The organism is Phaeocystidibacter marisrubri, from assembly GCF_008933165.1.
In the GTDB taxonomy this organism is placed as follows: domain Bacteria; phylum Bacteroidota; class Bacteroidia; order Flavobacteriales; family Schleiferiaceae; genus Phaeocystidibacter; species Phaeocystidibacter marisrubri.
This window is the reverse complement of the sequence record NZ_WBVQ01000002.1, coordinates 889,640-906,153: the sequence shown is the minus strand read 5'-3', so window position 1 is coordinate 906,153 and position 16,514 is coordinate 889,640. Positions and strand designations below refer to the sequence as shown.

The 16,514-nt window shown below is 45.8% G+C and carries 20 protein-coding genes; 7 read left to right on the top strand and 13 right to left on the bottom strand.

Annotated features, from left to right (window positions below; all coding sequences use genetic code 11):
* Positions 1 to 21 precede the first annotated feature (21 nt).
* The gene (locus F8C82_RS11475) at positions 22 to 1,548 is read right to left on the bottom strand and encodes a T9SS type A sorting domain-containing protein (protein ID WP_170266243.1); all 1,527 of its coding nucleotides are present in this window, start codon (positions 1,546 to 1,548) and stop codon (positions 22 to 24) included.
* 341 nt (positions 1,549 to 1,889) lie between these two features.
* On the opposite strand from F8C82_RS11475, the gene F8C82_RS11470 reads away from it, so the two are divergent.
* Positions 1,890 to 2,321 (top strand): hypothetical protein, encoded by a 432-nt coding sequence (locus tag F8C82_RS11470; RefSeq protein WP_151693726.1) that lies wholly within the window; start codon positions 1,890 to 1,892, stop codon positions 2,319 to 2,321.
* Here F8C82_RS11470 and gluQRS read toward each other — a convergent pair.
* From gluQRS to F8C82_RS11450, 4 genes are read right to left on the bottom strand one after another with little or no spacing between them, the layout of a single operon-like run.
* The gene (gene gluQRS, locus F8C82_RS11465; RefSeq protein ID WP_223279541.1) at positions 2,302 to 3,228 is read right to left on the bottom strand and encodes a tRNA glutamyl-Q(34) synthetase GluQRS; all 927 of its coding nucleotides are present in this window, start codon (positions 3,226 to 3,228) and stop codon (positions 2,302 to 2,304) included. The genes F8C82_RS11470 and gluQRS overlap by 20 nt on opposite strands.
* Before the next feature lie 5 nt (positions 3,229 to 3,233).
* The gene (locus F8C82_RS11460; protein WP_151693725.1) at positions 3,234 to 3,857 is read right to left on the bottom strand and encodes a KdsC family phosphatase; all 624 of its coding nucleotides are present in this window, start codon (positions 3,855 to 3,857) and stop codon (positions 3,234 to 3,236) included.
* Positions 3,854 to 4,630 (bottom strand): 3-deoxy-8-phosphooctulonate synthase, encoded by a 777-nt coding sequence (gene kdsA / locus F8C82_RS11455; RefSeq protein WP_151693724.1) that lies wholly within the window; start codon positions 4,628 to 4,630, stop codon positions 3,854 to 3,856. The genes F8C82_RS11460 and kdsA overlap by 4 nt, the downstream gene beginning before the upstream one ends.
* Before the next feature lie 6 nt (positions 4,631 to 4,636).
* Entirely contained in the window at positions 4,637 to 5,236 is a 600-nt protein-coding gene (locus F8C82_RS11450) for an SIS domain-containing protein (protein ID WP_151693723.1), read from the bottom strand.
* A 171-nt stretch (positions 5,237 to 5,407) separates the two neighbouring features.
* On the opposite strand from F8C82_RS11450, the gene F8C82_RS11445 reads away from it, so the two are divergent.
* From F8C82_RS11445 to F8C82_RS11425, 5 genes are all read left to right on the top strand, one after another.
* A complete protein-coding gene (locus tag F8C82_RS11445; RefSeq protein ID WP_151693722.1) occupies positions 5,408 to 5,572 on the top strand; it encodes an LPXTG cell wall anchor domain-containing protein in 165 nt (54 codons plus the stop codon).
* Between the two features lie 181 nt (positions 5,573 to 5,753).
* The gene (locus F8C82_RS11440) at positions 5,754 to 6,116 is read left to right on the top strand and encodes a DUF7670 domain-containing protein (RefSeq protein ID WP_151693721.1); all 363 of its coding nucleotides are present in this window, start codon (positions 5,754 to 5,756) and stop codon (positions 6,114 to 6,116) included.
* 38 nt (positions 6,117 to 6,154) lie between these two features.
* Positions 6,155 to 6,535: a hypothetical protein gene (locus tag F8C82_RS11435; RefSeq protein WP_170266242.1), complete on the top strand. Its 381-nt coding sequence runs from the start codon at positions 6,155 to 6,157 to the stop codon at positions 6,533 to 6,535.
* A gap of 62 nt (positions 6,536 to 6,597) precedes the next feature.
* On the top strand, positions 6,598 to 7,059 hold the full coding sequence (locus F8C82_RS11430; RefSeq protein ID WP_151693719.1) for a hypothetical protein: 462 nt from the start codon (positions 6,598 to 6,600) through the stop codon (positions 7,057 to 7,059).
* Positions 7,060 to 7,123: 64 nt separating this feature from the next.
* A complete protein-coding gene (locus tag F8C82_RS11425; RefSeq protein ID WP_151693718.1) occupies positions 7,124 to 8,275 on the top strand; it encodes a methionine aminotransferase in 1,152 nt (383 codons plus the stop codon).
* Here F8C82_RS11425 and F8C82_RS11420 read toward each other — a convergent pair.
* The 4 genes from F8C82_RS11420 to F8C82_RS11405 form a co-directional block, all read right to left on the bottom strand.
* Entirely contained in the window at positions 8,272 to 9,195 is a 924-nt protein-coding gene (locus tag F8C82_RS11420) for a hypothetical protein (protein ID WP_151693717.1), read from the bottom strand. The two genes, F8C82_RS11425 and F8C82_RS11420, sit on opposite strands and share 4 nt — an antisense overlap.
* Before the next feature lie 146 nt (positions 9,196 to 9,341).
* Positions 9,342 to 10,064 carry a carboxypeptidase-like regulatory domain-containing protein gene (locus tag F8C82_RS11415; RefSeq protein WP_151693716.1) on the bottom strand — a complete coding sequence of 241 codons (723 nt, stop codon included), beginning with the start codon at positions 10,062 to 10,064 and terminating at the stop codon, positions 9,342 to 9,344.
* Between the two features lie 48 nt (positions 10,065 to 10,112).
* Positions 10,113 to 11,726, bottom strand: a complete 1,614-nt coding sequence (locus tag F8C82_RS11410; RefSeq protein WP_151693715.1) for a SulP family inorganic anion transporter — start codon at positions 11,724 to 11,726, stop codon at positions 10,113 to 10,115.
* Between the two features lie 67 nt (positions 11,727 to 11,793).
* Positions 11,794 to 12,120, bottom strand: coding sequence for a potassium channel family protein (locus F8C82_RS11405; protein WP_223279539.1), 327 nt, complete (start codon positions 12,118 to 12,120; stop codon positions 11,794 to 11,796).
* 116 nt (positions 12,121 to 12,236) lie between these two features.
* Here F8C82_RS11405 and F8C82_RS11400 point away from each other — a divergent pair, with 116 nt between their 5' ends.
* On the top strand, positions 12,237 to 12,755 hold the full coding sequence (locus F8C82_RS11400) for a hypothetical protein (protein WP_151693714.1): 519 nt from the start codon (positions 12,237 to 12,239) through the stop codon (positions 12,753 to 12,755).
* On the opposite strand, the gene F8C82_RS11395 is transcribed toward F8C82_RS11400, so the two are convergent.
* The 4 genes from F8C82_RS11395 to F8C82_RS11380 form a co-directional block, all read right to left on the bottom strand.
* Entirely contained in the window at positions 12,752 to 13,318 is a 567-nt protein-coding gene (locus F8C82_RS11395; RefSeq protein WP_151693713.1) for a pentapeptide repeat-containing protein, read from the bottom strand. The genes F8C82_RS11400 and F8C82_RS11395 overlap by 4 nt on opposite strands.
* Positions 13,319 to 13,333: 15 nt before the next feature.
* Positions 13,334 to 14,050, bottom strand: coding sequence for a hypothetical protein (locus F8C82_RS11390; RefSeq protein ID WP_151693712.1), 717 nt, complete (start codon positions 14,048 to 14,050; stop codon positions 13,334 to 13,336).
* A 78-nt stretch (positions 14,051 to 14,128) separates the two neighbouring features.
* Positions 14,129 to 14,524: a hypothetical protein gene (locus tag F8C82_RS11385; protein ID WP_151693711.1), complete on the bottom strand. Its 396-nt coding sequence runs from the start codon at positions 14,522 to 14,524 to the stop codon at positions 14,129 to 14,131.
* On the bottom strand, positions 14,521 to 16,497 hold the full coding sequence (locus tag F8C82_RS11380) for an ArnT family glycosyltransferase (RefSeq protein WP_170266241.1): 1,977 nt from the start codon (positions 16,495 to 16,497) through the stop codon (positions 14,521 to 14,523). The genes F8C82_RS11385 and F8C82_RS11380 overlap by 4 nt, the downstream gene beginning before the upstream one ends.
* Positions 16,498 to 16,514: the final 17 nt, after the last annotated feature.

Here is a 16,514-nt window from a genome sequence, read left to right as displayed (position 1 = left end):
TGAGAAGATTGACAAAGAATATTATTGACCAACTACTACTTTGAGAGTGTAGCTAGTATTGCCGTGAAGAAGAGTGACATGGTACAATCCCACGGTAGGGAAGTGAAGGGAAGTGTTGAGACCTTTCTGATATGTCATGGATTCAGAAGAGAGAACACGCCCATTATTGTCGGTAATCAACACTGTAATTTCAGTTATTGCGTCTGAAAGATTCGTTACGTCTAGCGTAGTAGGTAGGGTCGCACGAACTGGATTTGGGTAAACCTTGATCGACGGCTCGGTTCGGTTCGCAGGAGCGTTTTCATCCGTGACGAGAACCACCTTCGTTAGAATTTCTTCACCTTCACTGTTGCGAATCGTGACAATATGCTGTCCAGCATCTAGGCTCTTCGTGTAGGAAGCGCCTGAGACCTTCGAAGCTGTAACAACGCCGGTGTTCAAGGATTGAGTTTCTAAAGTCCAAGTCCCATCCAGGTATGAAGCATCGAGTGTATTGCCAGATATGATTACGCTATAAGGTGGATCACAGTCCATGGATTGAGGAGTCGTAAAGAAGTAGTGTCTTCCTTCTTGAAGCATGTCGAAGTAAATGGTGTACTGTAGTCGATCTCCTAAGTTCAGCACGGGGAGATGCCAATATTGGTAGCCGTCATATAAGTACAATGAATCTTCAATTTGACCTTTTGGTTTTTGTATTTGAACCAGTAAATAGGTGGCGGTTGAAGACCAATCATATAACCTGAACTTCCAGTTTTTAAGAGGATGATTTAATGTGGGCGCATTGGGACATTCGAAATAAGAAGCCGTAGTAGAAGCTCTTTCAGAGAATATCAAGAACGCATCTTCATCCACAGCTACTGCTGGCATCTCTCCCTGGCTTTTCGCCGTATCAAGAGAAACCTGAACCCAATCCCCGTAACTAGTCCTTGTTTGAGTTTGATTGAATCTTTCATCTTGAGATCTTCCTACACCTATAACCCTTTGGTCAAACATGCGATCAATCACAGAACTCCAATACAAACTTGAATCAGCTTGGGTGTAATCTCGGTACTTGCGTTCAGAATTTTGAGTTATCGTAATGCTGTACTTGAGTGCTAAGTGGCTGTTTACAAGGTGGATATTGGGTCGATTTAGTCTTTTGTCGTAAACAATCACTTCGGCAATGGAGAAAAGGGAGGAATCCATAATTTCTGCGTTCATCGGAATCCGGCGCGCATAGCTCACCGTCCGTGGTGCGATGATTGAGATGATCAATGCTTCACCATTGGAGAAATTCAAAGCTTCTGAGGAATGTCCATACTCTATTCTATCGTCATAAATCGCAACATTTCCGAATCGGATGAACTCAGCTCCGGTACTTTGACTAAAAGCAGGTTGTAGCACAAAGAAATAGGTAACCGCGTTCTCCAATAACTCGGGGTTGTTTTGGAGAAGTACATCAAGTTGATGTAAATCAAAAGATTTGCGGTTGGCAATCAAGGTGGTGTCGTTTTCCGGGGCATGCCAAATTTTGGGATGACCAACCCCTCCAGGGGCTTGTTGAGCCAAGCTGGAAGACGAAGAAAGTATAGTAAAGACAAATAATGGTAGGAACAGAGAGAGCTTACTTGAGAGCCACATTATTAGAGAGAATTTAAGATCGTTCACGAGTAACAATTTGCAGGCATGTCAGTACTGAAAGTCTTTCAATGTGAACATACGCAACAAAATGATGACGCAATTTTATTCATTTTAGTTGTGAACAGGGTCAGTTTTTTCTTAAAAATGGCCGTGAGTAATGTTAAATATTGTCTCGAGTGCCGTTCACATCCATAGTGTTTATGCTTCCAAATCGTCCCTACTTAACGTAAATTCGCCCTGTCTATTCGAAACTTGAAAAGCAATCATACATGAGAAAGGCTGCCTTTATTGCTCTTTTTGTCGCTTCTTTTTGGATTACCTCTTGCACTTCTTCGAACTCCATAGAAGGGGCTTGGCAAGTGATTGATTTTTCCGTTTCGATGAAGATGGAAGACGATTGGTTGGAAAACGCGAAGTCAATGGCCATCCAGTATAAGTACAAGTTTGATAGCGATGGTACGGTTTCGATTTCTTACCCGGAGTCGCTCGCTCAAAATGGAGATTTGGTGGATCGTTTGGAAGATGGTTCTCTTCAAATTCAAGGGACGTATTCCATGCCGAATGATTCAACTCTTTATTTGATGGGTAGAGGTGGCGATACGGCGACCTTTGGCATTGAATTCATTTCCAATTACCGAATGTCGATGTCGCAAGATATTCCAAGCTTGGGTGTACAGACCTTTACGCTCGATCGAATGTAACCTGAACGCTCACATCGCTTTTGCGGATATTCTCCCAGCGGAAGACGTCCAGTAATTCAGGGAGGGAGATGGATTGTAGGGAGGGGGTTAAACCCGAGTAGTAAGCCATCCATCCGATGAGTTGTTCCGCTGAAAATCCACTTTCTCGATAATCTCGCAAACTGATATCTCCATGTCGCTTGGAGAGTCTATGCCCATCGCTGCCCATCCAAAGCGGTGTGTGTGCATATTCGGGAGCCTTCCCTTGTAAGACGTCCATTAATGCAAGTTGTCGTGGAGTACTGTCGATTAGATCAGCACCGCGAATCACTTGGGTTATTCCCATTTCTAGATCGTCTACGGTACACGCCAATTGATAGGCCCACATTCCATCGGATCTTCGAATGATGAAATCGCCACCCCAACCGGGTACAAACTCCATTTCACCTCGAATCAAATCGGTGTAGGAATAGGAACGATGAGGGATGCGGAAGCGAATGGAAGGATCCTTTTCACGGGAGTTTGCAAGGACTTCTTCGGGGGAAAGATCTCTGCAAAAGCCGGGGTAATCTGGACCTTCAGATGAAATGCCATGTGGGGCCGAGGCGAGTGATTGAAGGTCGTTTCGGCTACAGAAACAAGGATAGGTGTGACCTCTCAGTTGCTCCATTGCAGCTTCGTACAGGTGGTAGCGTTCTGATTGAAACACGGGGCTTTCATCCCAAGTGAGTCCAAGCCATTCTAGATCGCGCAGAATACCATCGGCGAATTCGCGCTTGCTACGCTGCTCGTCCACATCTTCCATGCGAATGAGGAAAGCGCCTTGTGTGGATTTTGCGCGTAGATAAGTGAGGAGAGCCGTGGCAAAATTGCCCAGGTGAAGATGTCCCGTAGGAGATGGTGCATATCTTAACCTAGGCAGTGACACGGGTATTAGAGTAGATAACGATCAATCCATTCGCGAACTACGCCTTCACCTCCTTTGAGAGGAAGAATGATATCAACGGCTTCGCGAACTTTGGTGACTGCATCTGCAGGACAAGCGGTGAATCCAACGATTTCCATAACGGCTAGGTCGCTGATGTCATCACCAATGTAGGCTACATTTTCTGGAAGGATGTCCAATTCGTGAAGCCATTCATTGAGGACTTCAACCTTTGGGCGCTTGCCCACGTAGACCTTTTTCATTCCGAGCATTTCTGCTCTTTTTTCAATGGGGCGAGGTTCTACACCGGCCGAGAGAATTCCAGTAAAGATGCCGTTTTTGTGCAATTGTTGGATGCCCATTCCATCCTTCGCATTGAAGGTTTTCAGTTCATCACCATTTGCCGTGAAGGTCATGCTTCCATCGGTTAGTACACCGTCGCAATCCATAATGACCATCTTGATATTGGCCGCCTTTTCTTTCTTCTTCAAATCACAGTGAAGGAGATCTTCTGCCGGAATGTTCAATTGCGCAGCAAGGTCCAAAACGGCAGTGATGCTAATTTGGCTGAGGTCAATATCGCGACCGCTAAAATACTCGAGGTTGCTCTTGAGATTTTCTGCTGTGGTCATAGGTTGAGGGCTTTACGGATCGCCATTGTTTTTTCTAGAATGCCGCGAAGCTTGTCGAGTTGCAGCATGGTGTGCGGATCGCTCTTCGCCGTTTTAGGATCAGGGTGTGTTTCGATGAAGAATCCGTCGGCGCCTGTTGCTGCCGCAGAAAGGGCAATGGTTTCAATCATACTTGGATCACCCCCCGTTACACCTTCTGTTTTGTTCGGCTTTTGAACCGAGTGGGTGCAATCCATAATTACGGGTACTCCGTGGGACTTCAATCGGTGAATGGACGTGGCGTCAACAATCAGATCGCTGTAGCCGAAGCTTACACCTCTTTCGCAAACCCATACGTTCTTGTTTCCGGTAGATTGAACTTTCTCAACGGGAAATGACATGGCTTCAGGCGAAAGGAATTGTCCTTTCTTGATGTTTACCCCTTTGCCTGTGTTTCCTGCAGCGATCAACAATTCTGTTTGTCGGCAAAGGAAGGCTGGAATCTGGAGGTGGTCTACGTACTTGGCTGCCAATTCCGCTTCGTGAGATTCGTGAATATCCGTAATGGTGTCAATACCGAATTCTTCACCAATGCTCTTGAGAATACCAAGTGCCTTTTCGTCGCCAATTCCAGTGAAGGAGTCGAGGCGAGAGCGGTTGGCCTTGCGGTAGCTGCCCTTAAAAATGTAGCGTATTCCCAAGTCGTCGCAAATGGCCTTTACCTCTTTCGCGATGAGTCTTGGAGTTTCTTCGTTCTCGATGGCACAAGGGCCAGCAATGAGTGTAAACGACATGTGTTGTTATTTTTTGCGGGCTAAATCTCCCAGGTAACCACTGTGGTGGCGTTTTGCATACTGTTCTTTGGTGAAGCCGATTCGCTCTTCGAGCAGAACGACCAATACATCTCCAACCACCGTCATCACGGTTGTGGATGTTGTAGGTGCAAGTCCAAGTGGACAAACCTCTTTGGGGCCGCCCGTGTAAAGCAGTACATCGCTAAACTTGGCGAGATCGCCGTCTAAGGAACCCGTGAGTCCGATGATCTCAATTCCCGGGTGAAGCTGCTTCACCAAGTATTCCATTTCAATGATCTCGCGCGTTTTGCCTGAGTTGGAGATCAGGAACATCACGTCATTGGGTTGAACCATTCCCAAATCGCCATGCTGAGATTCAGCAGGGTGAAGGAAGATTGCAGGTGTACCTGTAGAACTCAAAGTGGTAGCGATGTTCACACCAATTTGACCGGCTTTTCCCATTCCACTTACAACCACCTTTCCGCCTTTCTCATGAACCTGACGGTAAATGATATCAATGGCATCCTCAATAACGCCATCAATGGGAATGTTGCGGATTGCTTCTACTTCGCGTTCAATAATCTCTTGGATGCGCGACTGGACCATAGATATAGAATTTGAGCAAAGGTAATGATTCTTTGAGGTGGTTGGCGGTACGTCTTCTCAGCTAAAAGTTAAATGGATGGGAAGAGAGAAAAGTGGAGAGTCTGAGGTAGTGATCTTTAACGTATATTTAGAATGTCTCACTCCTCGCGATATTCATTTAAGTGATTTGACATGACACGACTTGCAACACTCGTCATGGTATTGAGTCTCCTTTTGCTGAGCCTCCCTGCACTTGCTCAACCGGGTAATCCATCTACGCCTGCACCTATAGGAGGGCTGGCTATTCTACTCGCCGCTGCTGCTGGTTATGGAATCTACAGAAAGAAGAAGGATTGATAAAGCCTATACATCGAATGTTTTCATGCATACGCTTTACGAGTCTGGAGCCATGCGGCTTGCCACTCGTGTAATCAACCTGTGAACTACCCACTCCCTTCAAGGAGGTCTGCTTGAAGTGGACCTCTTTGCTTTTACAGAACTTTTGCAAGCGGGTTGTTCATAATGGATATCTTTGAGTATGAATTCTGAAGTCATCACCAACGTTATTCGCTTTGTAGCCCGCTCTATGTCGCTGCTCTATGCGGCATTTATCGCCTTCTTTTTACTCTCTGATGTGTTTGGAGATGGATTGGGATTGATGGAATCGGATTGGAAAGATATTTTGGAGTTTATGATCTTTCCAGTGGCAGTAACGGTGGGACTCCTCTTGGGTCTAAAGAATGAACTCTTGGGAGGAATTATCTCCACCTTAGCTATGATTGCCCTTTGGATTCTTCGTCCAGATTTGCTGGAAGCGACTCCCTTCAGAATCTTGATATTGCCCGGACTCCTCTATTTGTGGCTGGCCTTAGGCGAAAAGAGAAAGGCGGCTCGTGCATGAGTGCGTATCCCGATGTGAAATCCCGCCTCCAATTGTGCATGACTTGCCAATTGCGAGAATTTGATAAAGTGGAAGGCGTCCGCTGTTCCATTTCGCATGCCAAGCCAACATTTACGGACAGTTGCCCGGATTTTAGGCCCCAAGAGATTCAAGCTGATTTTACAGTACGACACTTGCGCAAGATTCAAGAAGAACGGAATGCAGACCGTCGCAGAGACCCCATTTTCTTTGGTCCGAGAAACTTCTTGATGAACTTTGTTCAGCGCAATTCAAAGAGAGCACTCCTGTACATGCTAGTGTTCTGTTTAGTTTGGATTGCCTTTTCCATCAGCTATGAAACGGCCATTCCTTGGGTAGCCGTAATTGGAGCGATCTGTTTCGGAATTGCTCTTCTGTTATCTGTACTATTTCCAGATTAGGGTGGATATCGCGCCCATCGAGAGTGGATTTGTATATTCGGGCAACCAAAAAATCCTCTCTCATGAAGAAGTACTTTTCCTTTTTATTGATAGCTACACTCGGAGTTGCTTGTTCTTCGAATGATTCAGAAACGCCATCTTCGGATAAAGCAGAATCCATGGCCGTAGCTTTTCTTGAGAATCCAAGTGTTGTTTTGAATACAGAGGGTAACCCGATTGACGAGCTCAAATTAGATGCCTCTGAGAATGCCGACAAGGTGATTAAACTCACAGGAGAGAATGCTGAGGAAGTGTTCTCGCAGGCCAAAGAGTATTCCTCTTGTTTAGTGGTAACCGAAAACCACACGGCTGTTCGAATTGTTGATTTTGACGATTGTGCACAAAGTGGTTCTTGGGGCGTTTGTATGCCGTTGGCAGAAGGGTATATTCGCAAAGAGGGAACCATGAAGCCTCAAGGCGACTATTTAAATAACATCATTGGTAGACCCGACGATCAAGAAAGAACGGTTTATCTATTTCACTAAAATTTCGGGTAGATCTTGACGTTGTGCGAAGACGCCACAATGGATTATTCGTACATTTCATTCTATGCAGTACCCAGGACGTATTTCTTCTAAATTACCTCAAGTAGGAACCACCATCTTTACCGAGATGTCGGCATTGGCACAACAACATGGTGCCGTGAATTTGTCACAGGGTTTCCCCGACTTCGAGCCAGATCCAGCACTGATAGAGGCAGTGGCTAAGGCCATGCGCGATGGGCACAATCAATATGCTCCCATGCCAGGGTGGATGCCCTTGCGAGAACGTATTGCCGATAAAATGAAGCTTCGCTACGGTGTGGCTTATAATCCAGATACGGAAATTACGATTACAGCTGGTGCTACCCAAGCGCTTTGCACAGCCATAGCGGCTACCGTTCGCGAAGGCGATGAGGTGATTGTCTTTACGCCGGCTTATGACGCTTACGCTCCACTCATTGAGCTCTTTGGAGGCACCCCTGTGTATGTGAAGTTGAATTATCCGGATTACCACATTGATTGGGATCAGTTACAGCACATGATTAGTCATAAGACGCGCATGATTGTGTTGAACAACCCACATAATCCTACAGGTGCCGTTCTAAAGGCTGAAGATCTAGATCGATTGGAGAAGATTGTCAATAATTCGAACATTCTGCTCCTAGCTGATGAAGTGTATGAACACATCACTTTTGATGGGATTTCTCATCAGAGTTTAACGTCACGACCGGCTTTGGCGGAACGTACCCTAGCGGTGTACAGTTTTGGCAAAACGTTTCACGTTACAGGGTGGAAACTTGGATATGTGTTGGCACCTGAGAACCTGATGACAGAGTTTAGAAAAGTGCACCAGTTCAACGTCTTTAGCGTCCATCGTCCGCAGCAAGTAGCCTTGGCTGAATACCTAGATTCCGACTCCAAATGGGATGTGGGCTCGATGTACCAAGCCAAGCGCGACGAGTTTTTAGAATTGATGAAAGGTAGCCGCTTTGAAGCTCTGCCTACTCACGGCTCCTACTTTGTTTTGATGGATTACTCCGCTATTTCAGATGAACACGATGTAGACTTTGCTCGCCGACTCACTATTGAACACGGGGTGGCGTCCATTCCCGTTTCGGTATTCTACAATGTGCCAACGCACAACAAGGTGTTGCGTTTCTGTTTCGCTAAAAATTCAGAAACGCTTCAAGCGGGTTCAAAGATTTTGAAGGCGCTTTAATCCTCGAGAATTTCGTATTTCAATCGCTTGTAGGCGCGACCAGGGTTGTGTTCTTCTGCTACTACCTGAATTTCACGATCCTCATAGCCTTCACACTTTACAATAAAGTTCCATTCTTTTTGTCGAGGTAAGGTCATCCAGAATTCTCCTCTGTTGTCTGATTCCGCAATAAATTCACCTGTTGAGGAATACAGCGTTAGTTTGCCTTCATTCCACCCACTCTCGGGTTTATAAGCCCAAATGTTCACGACAGTGGAGTCTTCGTGAACTGGAGGAACCATTAGACCCATCACAATCACTTCAATCAGGTCTTCTTCGGGGGCTTGCAGTGAAAGGTCTACCGTAGCAGTTCTGTTATCACTACTCGGGAGGTGTACTGTAAACAGGGTGTCACGGTTAAACATGCCCTCAACAACTTCCAATTGAAATTCATCGAAGGCCGACTCAAATGTGTAATTGAAGTTGCCATCAAAATCGGTTAGTCCATTTGCTACTATTCCGCTCTGATCATAGATTTTCACTTGGCATTGGAATACGGGTTCTCCGTTTTTAGAATTCCTTATCGTCCCCTTAATACGAGTAACTTGTTTGTCGGGTAGAACACTATTGGGGTCGAGGGAATCTGGTGCAGCACTAAAAGGAGGCAGGGCATTGGAGCCTTGAACATTCAAACTTGCAAGTATTCCAAGGGAAGCGGCTAGCACACCTTTAAGCGGTCTAGATACTCGATTTGCCTGAACTCGACCACAAAACTGGCCTTTTTCATGTAGCAACTCTCGAAATTCACGGTCGGATAAGTGGGTAAGATCAATAACTTCCTTGTCACATGAATTGCAATGCCATCCATTCTCAACAGTTTTCATCTTGTTGAGGTCTTCACTGCATTCAAAAGTTAAATGAGGTCGTGCAATCTTCTTCATGCTTCTAAGGATTGAGAGTTGATCTTACTAGTCAGCGAAACTCAGATAGATTGCCTTTGGGTTAGAGAGCATTCTAGGCCATTGTCACTGTTACTAATGTAACGACCTCAACACGCGTTAAGGTTGGTGCCTATCTTGAGCATTCATTAATGATCCTCTTCTCTGCGCTCTTCTGGAGAGGGAGAAAGATCTGGAGGGGTAGGGTGGTTCTCCGAATCTTTCATGTGTCTTTGGGTGGTGAAACCAAAAACCATGTAATCCGCTTCTTCAGTTATTTCATGATCTTTTCGCTTTCCCTTGTAAGTGAGTTGAACTCGAATCCTTCCAGAAGGAGGACAAGGGTTTGCGAGGGTTGCTGTAAAGGGAGGGTCGTCGCTTAAAGGTGAAATGTGGAAAATGAGGCTGTCCGAATTAGCTTTTACTTTTAGGTTGAAATTCCCTTGATTGTCGGTTGTGGCCGATGCATTGCCTATGCGGATTTCCGCTATGGGCATGGGAGTTCCCCCTGGATATTGAACGGTTCCAAAAATGCTCAATTCAGTGGTGTCGGATATTTCATGACACGTGTCATCGCCTTGTGTAAGGTAGGTCTTCCCCTGTGCATAAGCGGGAGTTGACGACAATGTGGCAAGTATACTGGCTGCCATGGCTGTTAATGCCGAAGGAAAGTGAACCCTGTTACTCTGAATGCGAGTACAGAGTCCGCCGTTTCCCAGCAGCGCTTCTACCTGTTGATCGGAGTGATTGGATAAATCGAAAACCTGCTTGTCACATCGATCACAATGCCACCCCTCAGCATTGGGATGCATCTTTTCGATGGGTTCGTTACAGGGCGACTCTATCTGAAGAGGGAGCTCAGACTTTTTCATGGAGAGGTTTTCTACTTAAAGAAAAGAAATTCTCCCCAAATTATTGTCTTACACTTCTTTATCCAGCATATCGGTTACCACATGGTAGCGCGGATCTTCAATAGAAGTCTCGATGTGCGATTCAAATTCTGGATTTCTTCGCAGTAGGAGATCCTTGCACTCTGGACTGAGGTGTGTCAAGACCACCTCTTTACCCAACTCCATGTACTTGTTGGTGATATTGCGGATAGCTTCTACTCCAGAATGGTCACTCACACGTGATTCGATGAAGTCAATTTCAATTTTCTGGGGGTCGTTTTTCGGATCAAACTTCCCGTTGAATCCTTGAACAGAACCAAAGAAGAGAGGACCCCATATTTCGTAGACTTTGGTGTTGTCATCCTTCATACGCTTGCGAGCGCGAATCATGGTGGCATTCTTCCATGCAAAGACCAAAGCGGACATAATTACACCCGCAATAACAGCGATAGCCAGGTCTTTCCAAACAGTAATGGCAGAAACAGCAATCAGTACTATGGCATCGGCCACTGGAATTTTGTTGATGATGCGGAAGCTGCTCCAGGCGAAGGTTCCAATAACGACCATGAACATCACTCCTACTAATGCGGCAATGGGGATTTGCTCAATGAGAGGAGCACCGAAGAGTATGAACATGAGAAGAGCTACGGCAGCAACCAAACCCGAAAGTCGACCTCTACCACCTGAATTCACGTTGATAATCGACTGACCAATCATGGCGCAACCTCCCATGCCTCCAAAGAGGCCATTTACAATGTTGGCACCTCCTTGAGCAAGACATTCGCGATTGCCGCTACCACGTGTTTCGGTTAGATCATCAACGAGATTAAGGGTCATGAGAGACTCAATCAAACCTACAGCTGCAAGTAACGCCGCCGTGGAAAGGATGGTTCCCCAATGTCCACTCATGGTATCTATCAACCCAAATATTTGAACCTGAAAGGTAGGAAGACCACCAGCAAGTCCATCACCGCCGCCATCTTTGATAAAGGAACCTACCGTGCTGACATCGATGCCACCAAGAATGGTCACCCCAGCTACAACGATAATTCCCGTTAGGGCAGCGGGCACCTTCTTGGTTACCTTGGGAAGGAGCCACATAATTAACATCGTAGCACCTACCAAGGCCAACATGATGTACAGTGTAGAACCCGAGATCCACTGCATTTCTCCTCCCACTTTCTCTTTGAATAATCCCAATTGAGAAAGGAAAATCACAATGGCCAAACCATTCACAAAGCCCATCATTACAGGATGTGGGATGAGTCGAACGAATTTTCCCAACTTCAAAATGCCGGCTGACATCTGAATGAACCCCGTGATGAGAAGGGTGATAAACAACCATTGGAGCCCGAGGTTTTCAATAGGTGTCTCCAAACTCTCACCCACTTCATTTCCCACCATCAGAAGGTGGACCATCACTACGGCCATGGCTCCAGTAGCCCCGGAAATCATGCCAGGCCTACCCCCAAACAGGGAAGTAATCAAACCCATCATAAACGCGCCGTACAAACCCACCATAGGTGGAACGCCTGCTACAAATGCAAAGGCTACTGCTTCTGGAACGAGGGCAAGGGCAACGGTTAATCCCGAGAGAATGTCATCCTTAGGATTGAACGTGAAGTTGTTGAAAATGCGTGACATAGCCGGCTGTTTGTGTTAACGGGCGGCAAAGATAACAACCTCAGTGAGAAAGGAGTCGTTGTATAGATTATCCTTTGGCGTTCTTCTTCTTTTCCGATTTCCGAACGTAGTCGAAATGCTTGAAGATGGTATTGATGAAGGCCAAGATGATTCCCAAGCCTACAACGATGTAAATCAAGGTGAAGATTTTACCCGCATCGGTTTGAGGAGAGAAGTCGCCGTAACCAATGGTGGTGAGGGTTATCACAGAGAAGTATAGCGAATCGAGCCAACGCCAACCTTCCACAAAATGGTAGACCACCGTCCCTATTCCCAGTATAAATACCGTAGTAAGAAGTAGATCACGATAGTCTTTATCGCGCAAAAAGGAGATGATGGTCTTGATGAATATCACTTGTGTGGGTATAATATGCCTCCAAATTATTGCATTTTGCGCAGTATTCAGTGCAATGAGTTACACTTCAAAGTGATTGTAGTAAATTGTGACACGAAAACAGAACCCTTGCTCTCATGAGAATGAAATATATTCTTCCGCTTTTTGTTGGGATCCTCGCTTTGGCGGCTTGTAAGAAAGAGACCGTTGATGAGCTCAATGTGACCAACAGTCAGTTTTATCTGGATTTCAAATTGAACGGTTCACCGCGAACAACTACCGGTACGTTTACATGTCCAGATCCTCATGCCAATGTTTTTCAGTCGGATTCTACTCCTTTCGTACTGTTTCAAGCGGTTCCGTGCGATGGCTCATACCTTCAGTTTGGTGGGACTATTCCTGATTTCGTTGGTCCTGGTTACTATACCATTGATGAAGACGATTTTGATTCTCCAACCTTGATTCTTCAAGAAGATGTTTTGAATCCTCTGTATTCTACCGAAGGCGAGCTCCGTGTGAAGTTCTTCCGTGAAACCAAAGGAGCATCGCCGGGCTATATCGACATCACTTTCTCGGGCATCATGAAATCTGCAGATGGTTCAATTTCTAAGACCATTACCAAAGGAGAAGGACGCTTAATTCTTCGCGACTTCTAGTCCTGAATTTTTAGCTGATAGCGAGTGAGTAAGCCTTCCAATCCATCCTTGGAAAAGTAGGCTCCAGTTAGTGTGTTCTCTTCTGGGTTGAGAACCAAATTCTCCGTGTTTCTGAAATCGGTTCCGCCAAGGTTACATCCTACAAAGACAGATCTGCGCAAATCGCATCCACTGAGGGAAGCTCCTTTCAAATCGGCTCCTGAAAAATCCACATCGTACAATTCACAGGAGTTCGCGCTGAGATTGCGAAGATTCATACCCGTAAAGGTGCAGAGTTCAAGGCGAGTGTTTTCCAAGTGAAGGGAGAACATCATCGACTTGCAGGTTTCAAAGCGGAGTCCCATCAATTTGCATCCGTCAAAGCGAGTGGTCTGGAAAGAGCATTCCAGAATTTTGGCATTGGATAAATCGCACTCTATAAAGGTGCAATCGACGAAAATTCTGCCCGATAAATCCCCGTTTCTGAAATCGCATTGTAGGAAGGTGCAGTATTCAAAAGTACCAGTAGGGAGGTCCTCAGCGGTTATCTTTTCAAACTCTTTTTCGTCGTGAAACTGAATCATGCCGCAAGGTAAAACTTACGGGATAATGATGGTTCTATCTGTAACTTCTCCTTCGCCGTTCATGAGGAAAACGGCAATGTATCCCCCAGCCCCATCGGAGCCTGTAAACGTGATGAGCGCTTTGTTTTCGTCTACTTTAAACGCTTTTACATTCGTTTTTCCCCTGCGGTTGATGAAGCCTACATTGTACAAATCGTCGTAATACTTAGGGTCTACAATTTGAACATCGCCTTCCTTTTTCTTGAAGGTGAATCGTCCAAACTGTGTTTTGGGAATGCCGCCGTCCGTTCCGTAAAAGTTGTTGTCGTTGATGTAAGCTAGATTCTCACCTTCATTGGTGAATGTCAATTCACTCATGGTGGTGTCGAAAGGAATTTCTCTCAACTTGAATTCGTATTCTGGATGTTCGATCACTACTAAATCTCCCTCTACATATACCTTGAGTTTGGGAAGGTGAATCCGATCCATATCGAAGTTTTCGATGTTCAAATCTCGAAAGGCGATCAATGTGTCACTTCCGTTTTGCAATTGGAAGGGGATCATGGAGTCGGGTTCATTAACCACACTTTCGGGAACCCTTTCTTCCTCTGCTTTTATTACTGCTGGAGTGTCGATAGCAATGACCGTGTCTGGCGCTAGTTTACTGCGGAGAATGCCTGCTTCATCGTGCGTGGAATTGGAACACGAAAGAAGGACAAGTGCCAGAATCGATGAAGCTATAATGCGATTCATGTGAGGGTAGGTTTGAAGACAAAGGTCGCAATTCTAGATTTCCTCTCTGAACGAACTTACCTACAGGCCGGTGTCTTATTATTTGTGCGCCTTCTTGCGCTCTTTACGCTCTCGACGGGAGCGGTTGAATTTTTCTACGCGAATGAGTTCTGTCTTATGAAAAAAGTAAGCAAAGCCCATTGGCAGAATAAGTAGGGCAACTGGACGAAGTATACCTGAGGTTTGAGTAAGTAGGAAGAATACATAGTTCAAACCAAGGGCTGTAAAGTAGAGAACAACCGAACTAATAATGAGAGTTCTATAGTCTATTTCTGGGATGAGTTCATCTATCGGGAATTGATATTCCTGTCGGCATTCATCACAGTTTAGGTTGGCAATCTCTCCCTTTTCCATAGCCACATCCTTGCGGTCGGACGCAAAAGTGCGAAAGCTATTTTCGTGCTTGCAATGGGGACAAGTGGAGAATAATTTCATGGCTCTAATTTCACTATTGACTCATTGATGAAATGAAGGACAGCGGTATCTAGCGACAAGAACAGGCTGTCTTCATGGGTTCCGGGGAAACGGTCAAAACTTCTACTTCTACGAGAAATGAGATTGTATTGTCCCCCTGACGCGGCTTCTATGGTTGTTGGCCCACCGTCCAAAGAGCTGAACAAGTATCCATGGTAGATGGGGCGTTGGTAAAAGTCATACGCTCTGAGGGTAGCGTCGAGTTGTGACCATAACTCTTCTGTCAGTGTTCCCTCCGAAATATCAGATTCAGGAAGGTTAGAATTGTATTGCCAGTGGTAGGTGGTATCCCGCTTTTCAATGGCGAAGTAAGAATGCGTTAAACCACTCGTAAAGTAGCGAAAGAGTGGAGATTCGCTGTACTGCCATCTCGAGGGAAGTTGGAAGTACGTCAGCATATAGGAATACGGGAAGTCGTAATGCAAGCTGATATCCGAACTGTCAGGTGTAGATTGAACGGGTTCTCTCCAAGGCCCCACAACGTAGGCCCGCGGTTGGGAGTCGTCCGGTAATGGTGTGTTTCTGCTCAGGGAATCCAAGCTAGCATGCGGGGTTGCCTTGACGTGAATGACATATACTCTTCGGCCCGCGGCGAGTTCATAGAATTGCTTTTCTGTGGCTTTCACACCCAAGTCTGGTCGAACGGAAAACGCTTCGATGTCGTGCATGAATGCGAAAACCCTTGGTTTAGCCGCTGCAAACAGTGCATCTGGATATCGTTCAGAAATATCGTCAATTCTCTGATGAAGTTCAGCGTATTCCAGTAGGTATGGGCCTTCGGATTGATGGGGTAAATCGGCAATCTTTGTCCAGCCATTCACATACTGTCCTCCTAAGAACATCAGAGAAAGGAAAGGGAGCCATCCGCGTATCAACCAATGCCAAGGAAGGAGTCCAAGTCCGTAAATGGAATAACTAAAGAAGAACACGTAGGCTGGTAGGAGGTAGCGAAAGCCGTTGGTGATTGGGAAGAGAACGAGTCCGCCCATTAGGCCTAGGAATACCCAATCCGTTACATGCATTCCCTTCTTTATCCAACTCACAACAGCACCAATAAGCGCAAACAGTAGGAGTATGGAAGAAGTGGTTGTGCCTATCCACCCCCAGCTTCCCAAGTCTTTAATAAAGAAGGCTTTGTAAATATCGAAGTAGAGTGGCACATTGGCTACAAGAGTATCCCACGTGGAAGGGCTATTGGCAGCGATGGAAGTAAAGTGTTCAAGATGGTCGGCCGGAGCAGGAAGCCAAAAGTGCTGAGTGATGTAAACGAGTCCGAAGGTTACACCTGATAAGATTCCCACGCCCAAGAGTGATTCAGCACATTTGCTGCGAATAAAGCGAACAACACCATCCAGAACAAAGGCGATTAACACCACCCATCCTAGTGTTTTGGTGAGAATGGTCAATGCAACAAGTATGGCACAGATCAACCATTTTCTAAACTGCTTTTCTTTAGCTGTTGCGGCTTTGAAGTAGGCTAATGTGCTCCATACAACAAGCAAGGCAAAAGGCATATCGGCAATCACTTCAATTTTGAAGCGGATCATCCAGGGGTTGTAAAACGTGAGCAGGAGGGCCACCATACTCACAACCGGTTTGAACTGCAAGCGCAGTACGCGATAGAATCCCAATCCAAAGACCACCATCAACAAGCTCATGAGAAGAACCAATCCTCCAATCTCACTTCCAAAAACGGCAATCCATCCCGCCAATAGAATGGAAAAGCCGGGTGGGTAAGAAGGAGGTGCTAGGCGATAATAATCGGGATTGTAGAGGTAGCCAATATCTCCAATTTCCTCACCTTGGAGTATGTTTTGTGCCTGATGAATATAGGCCGCAAAATCACCTCCCCAGTCTTGCGTTGCAGGGGTGTAAATCCAAAGGAGTGGAAGAAGGAGAAGGAGTACGAGTAGGTTTTCGAGGGATTTCTTCACGACCGAAAGATACACAA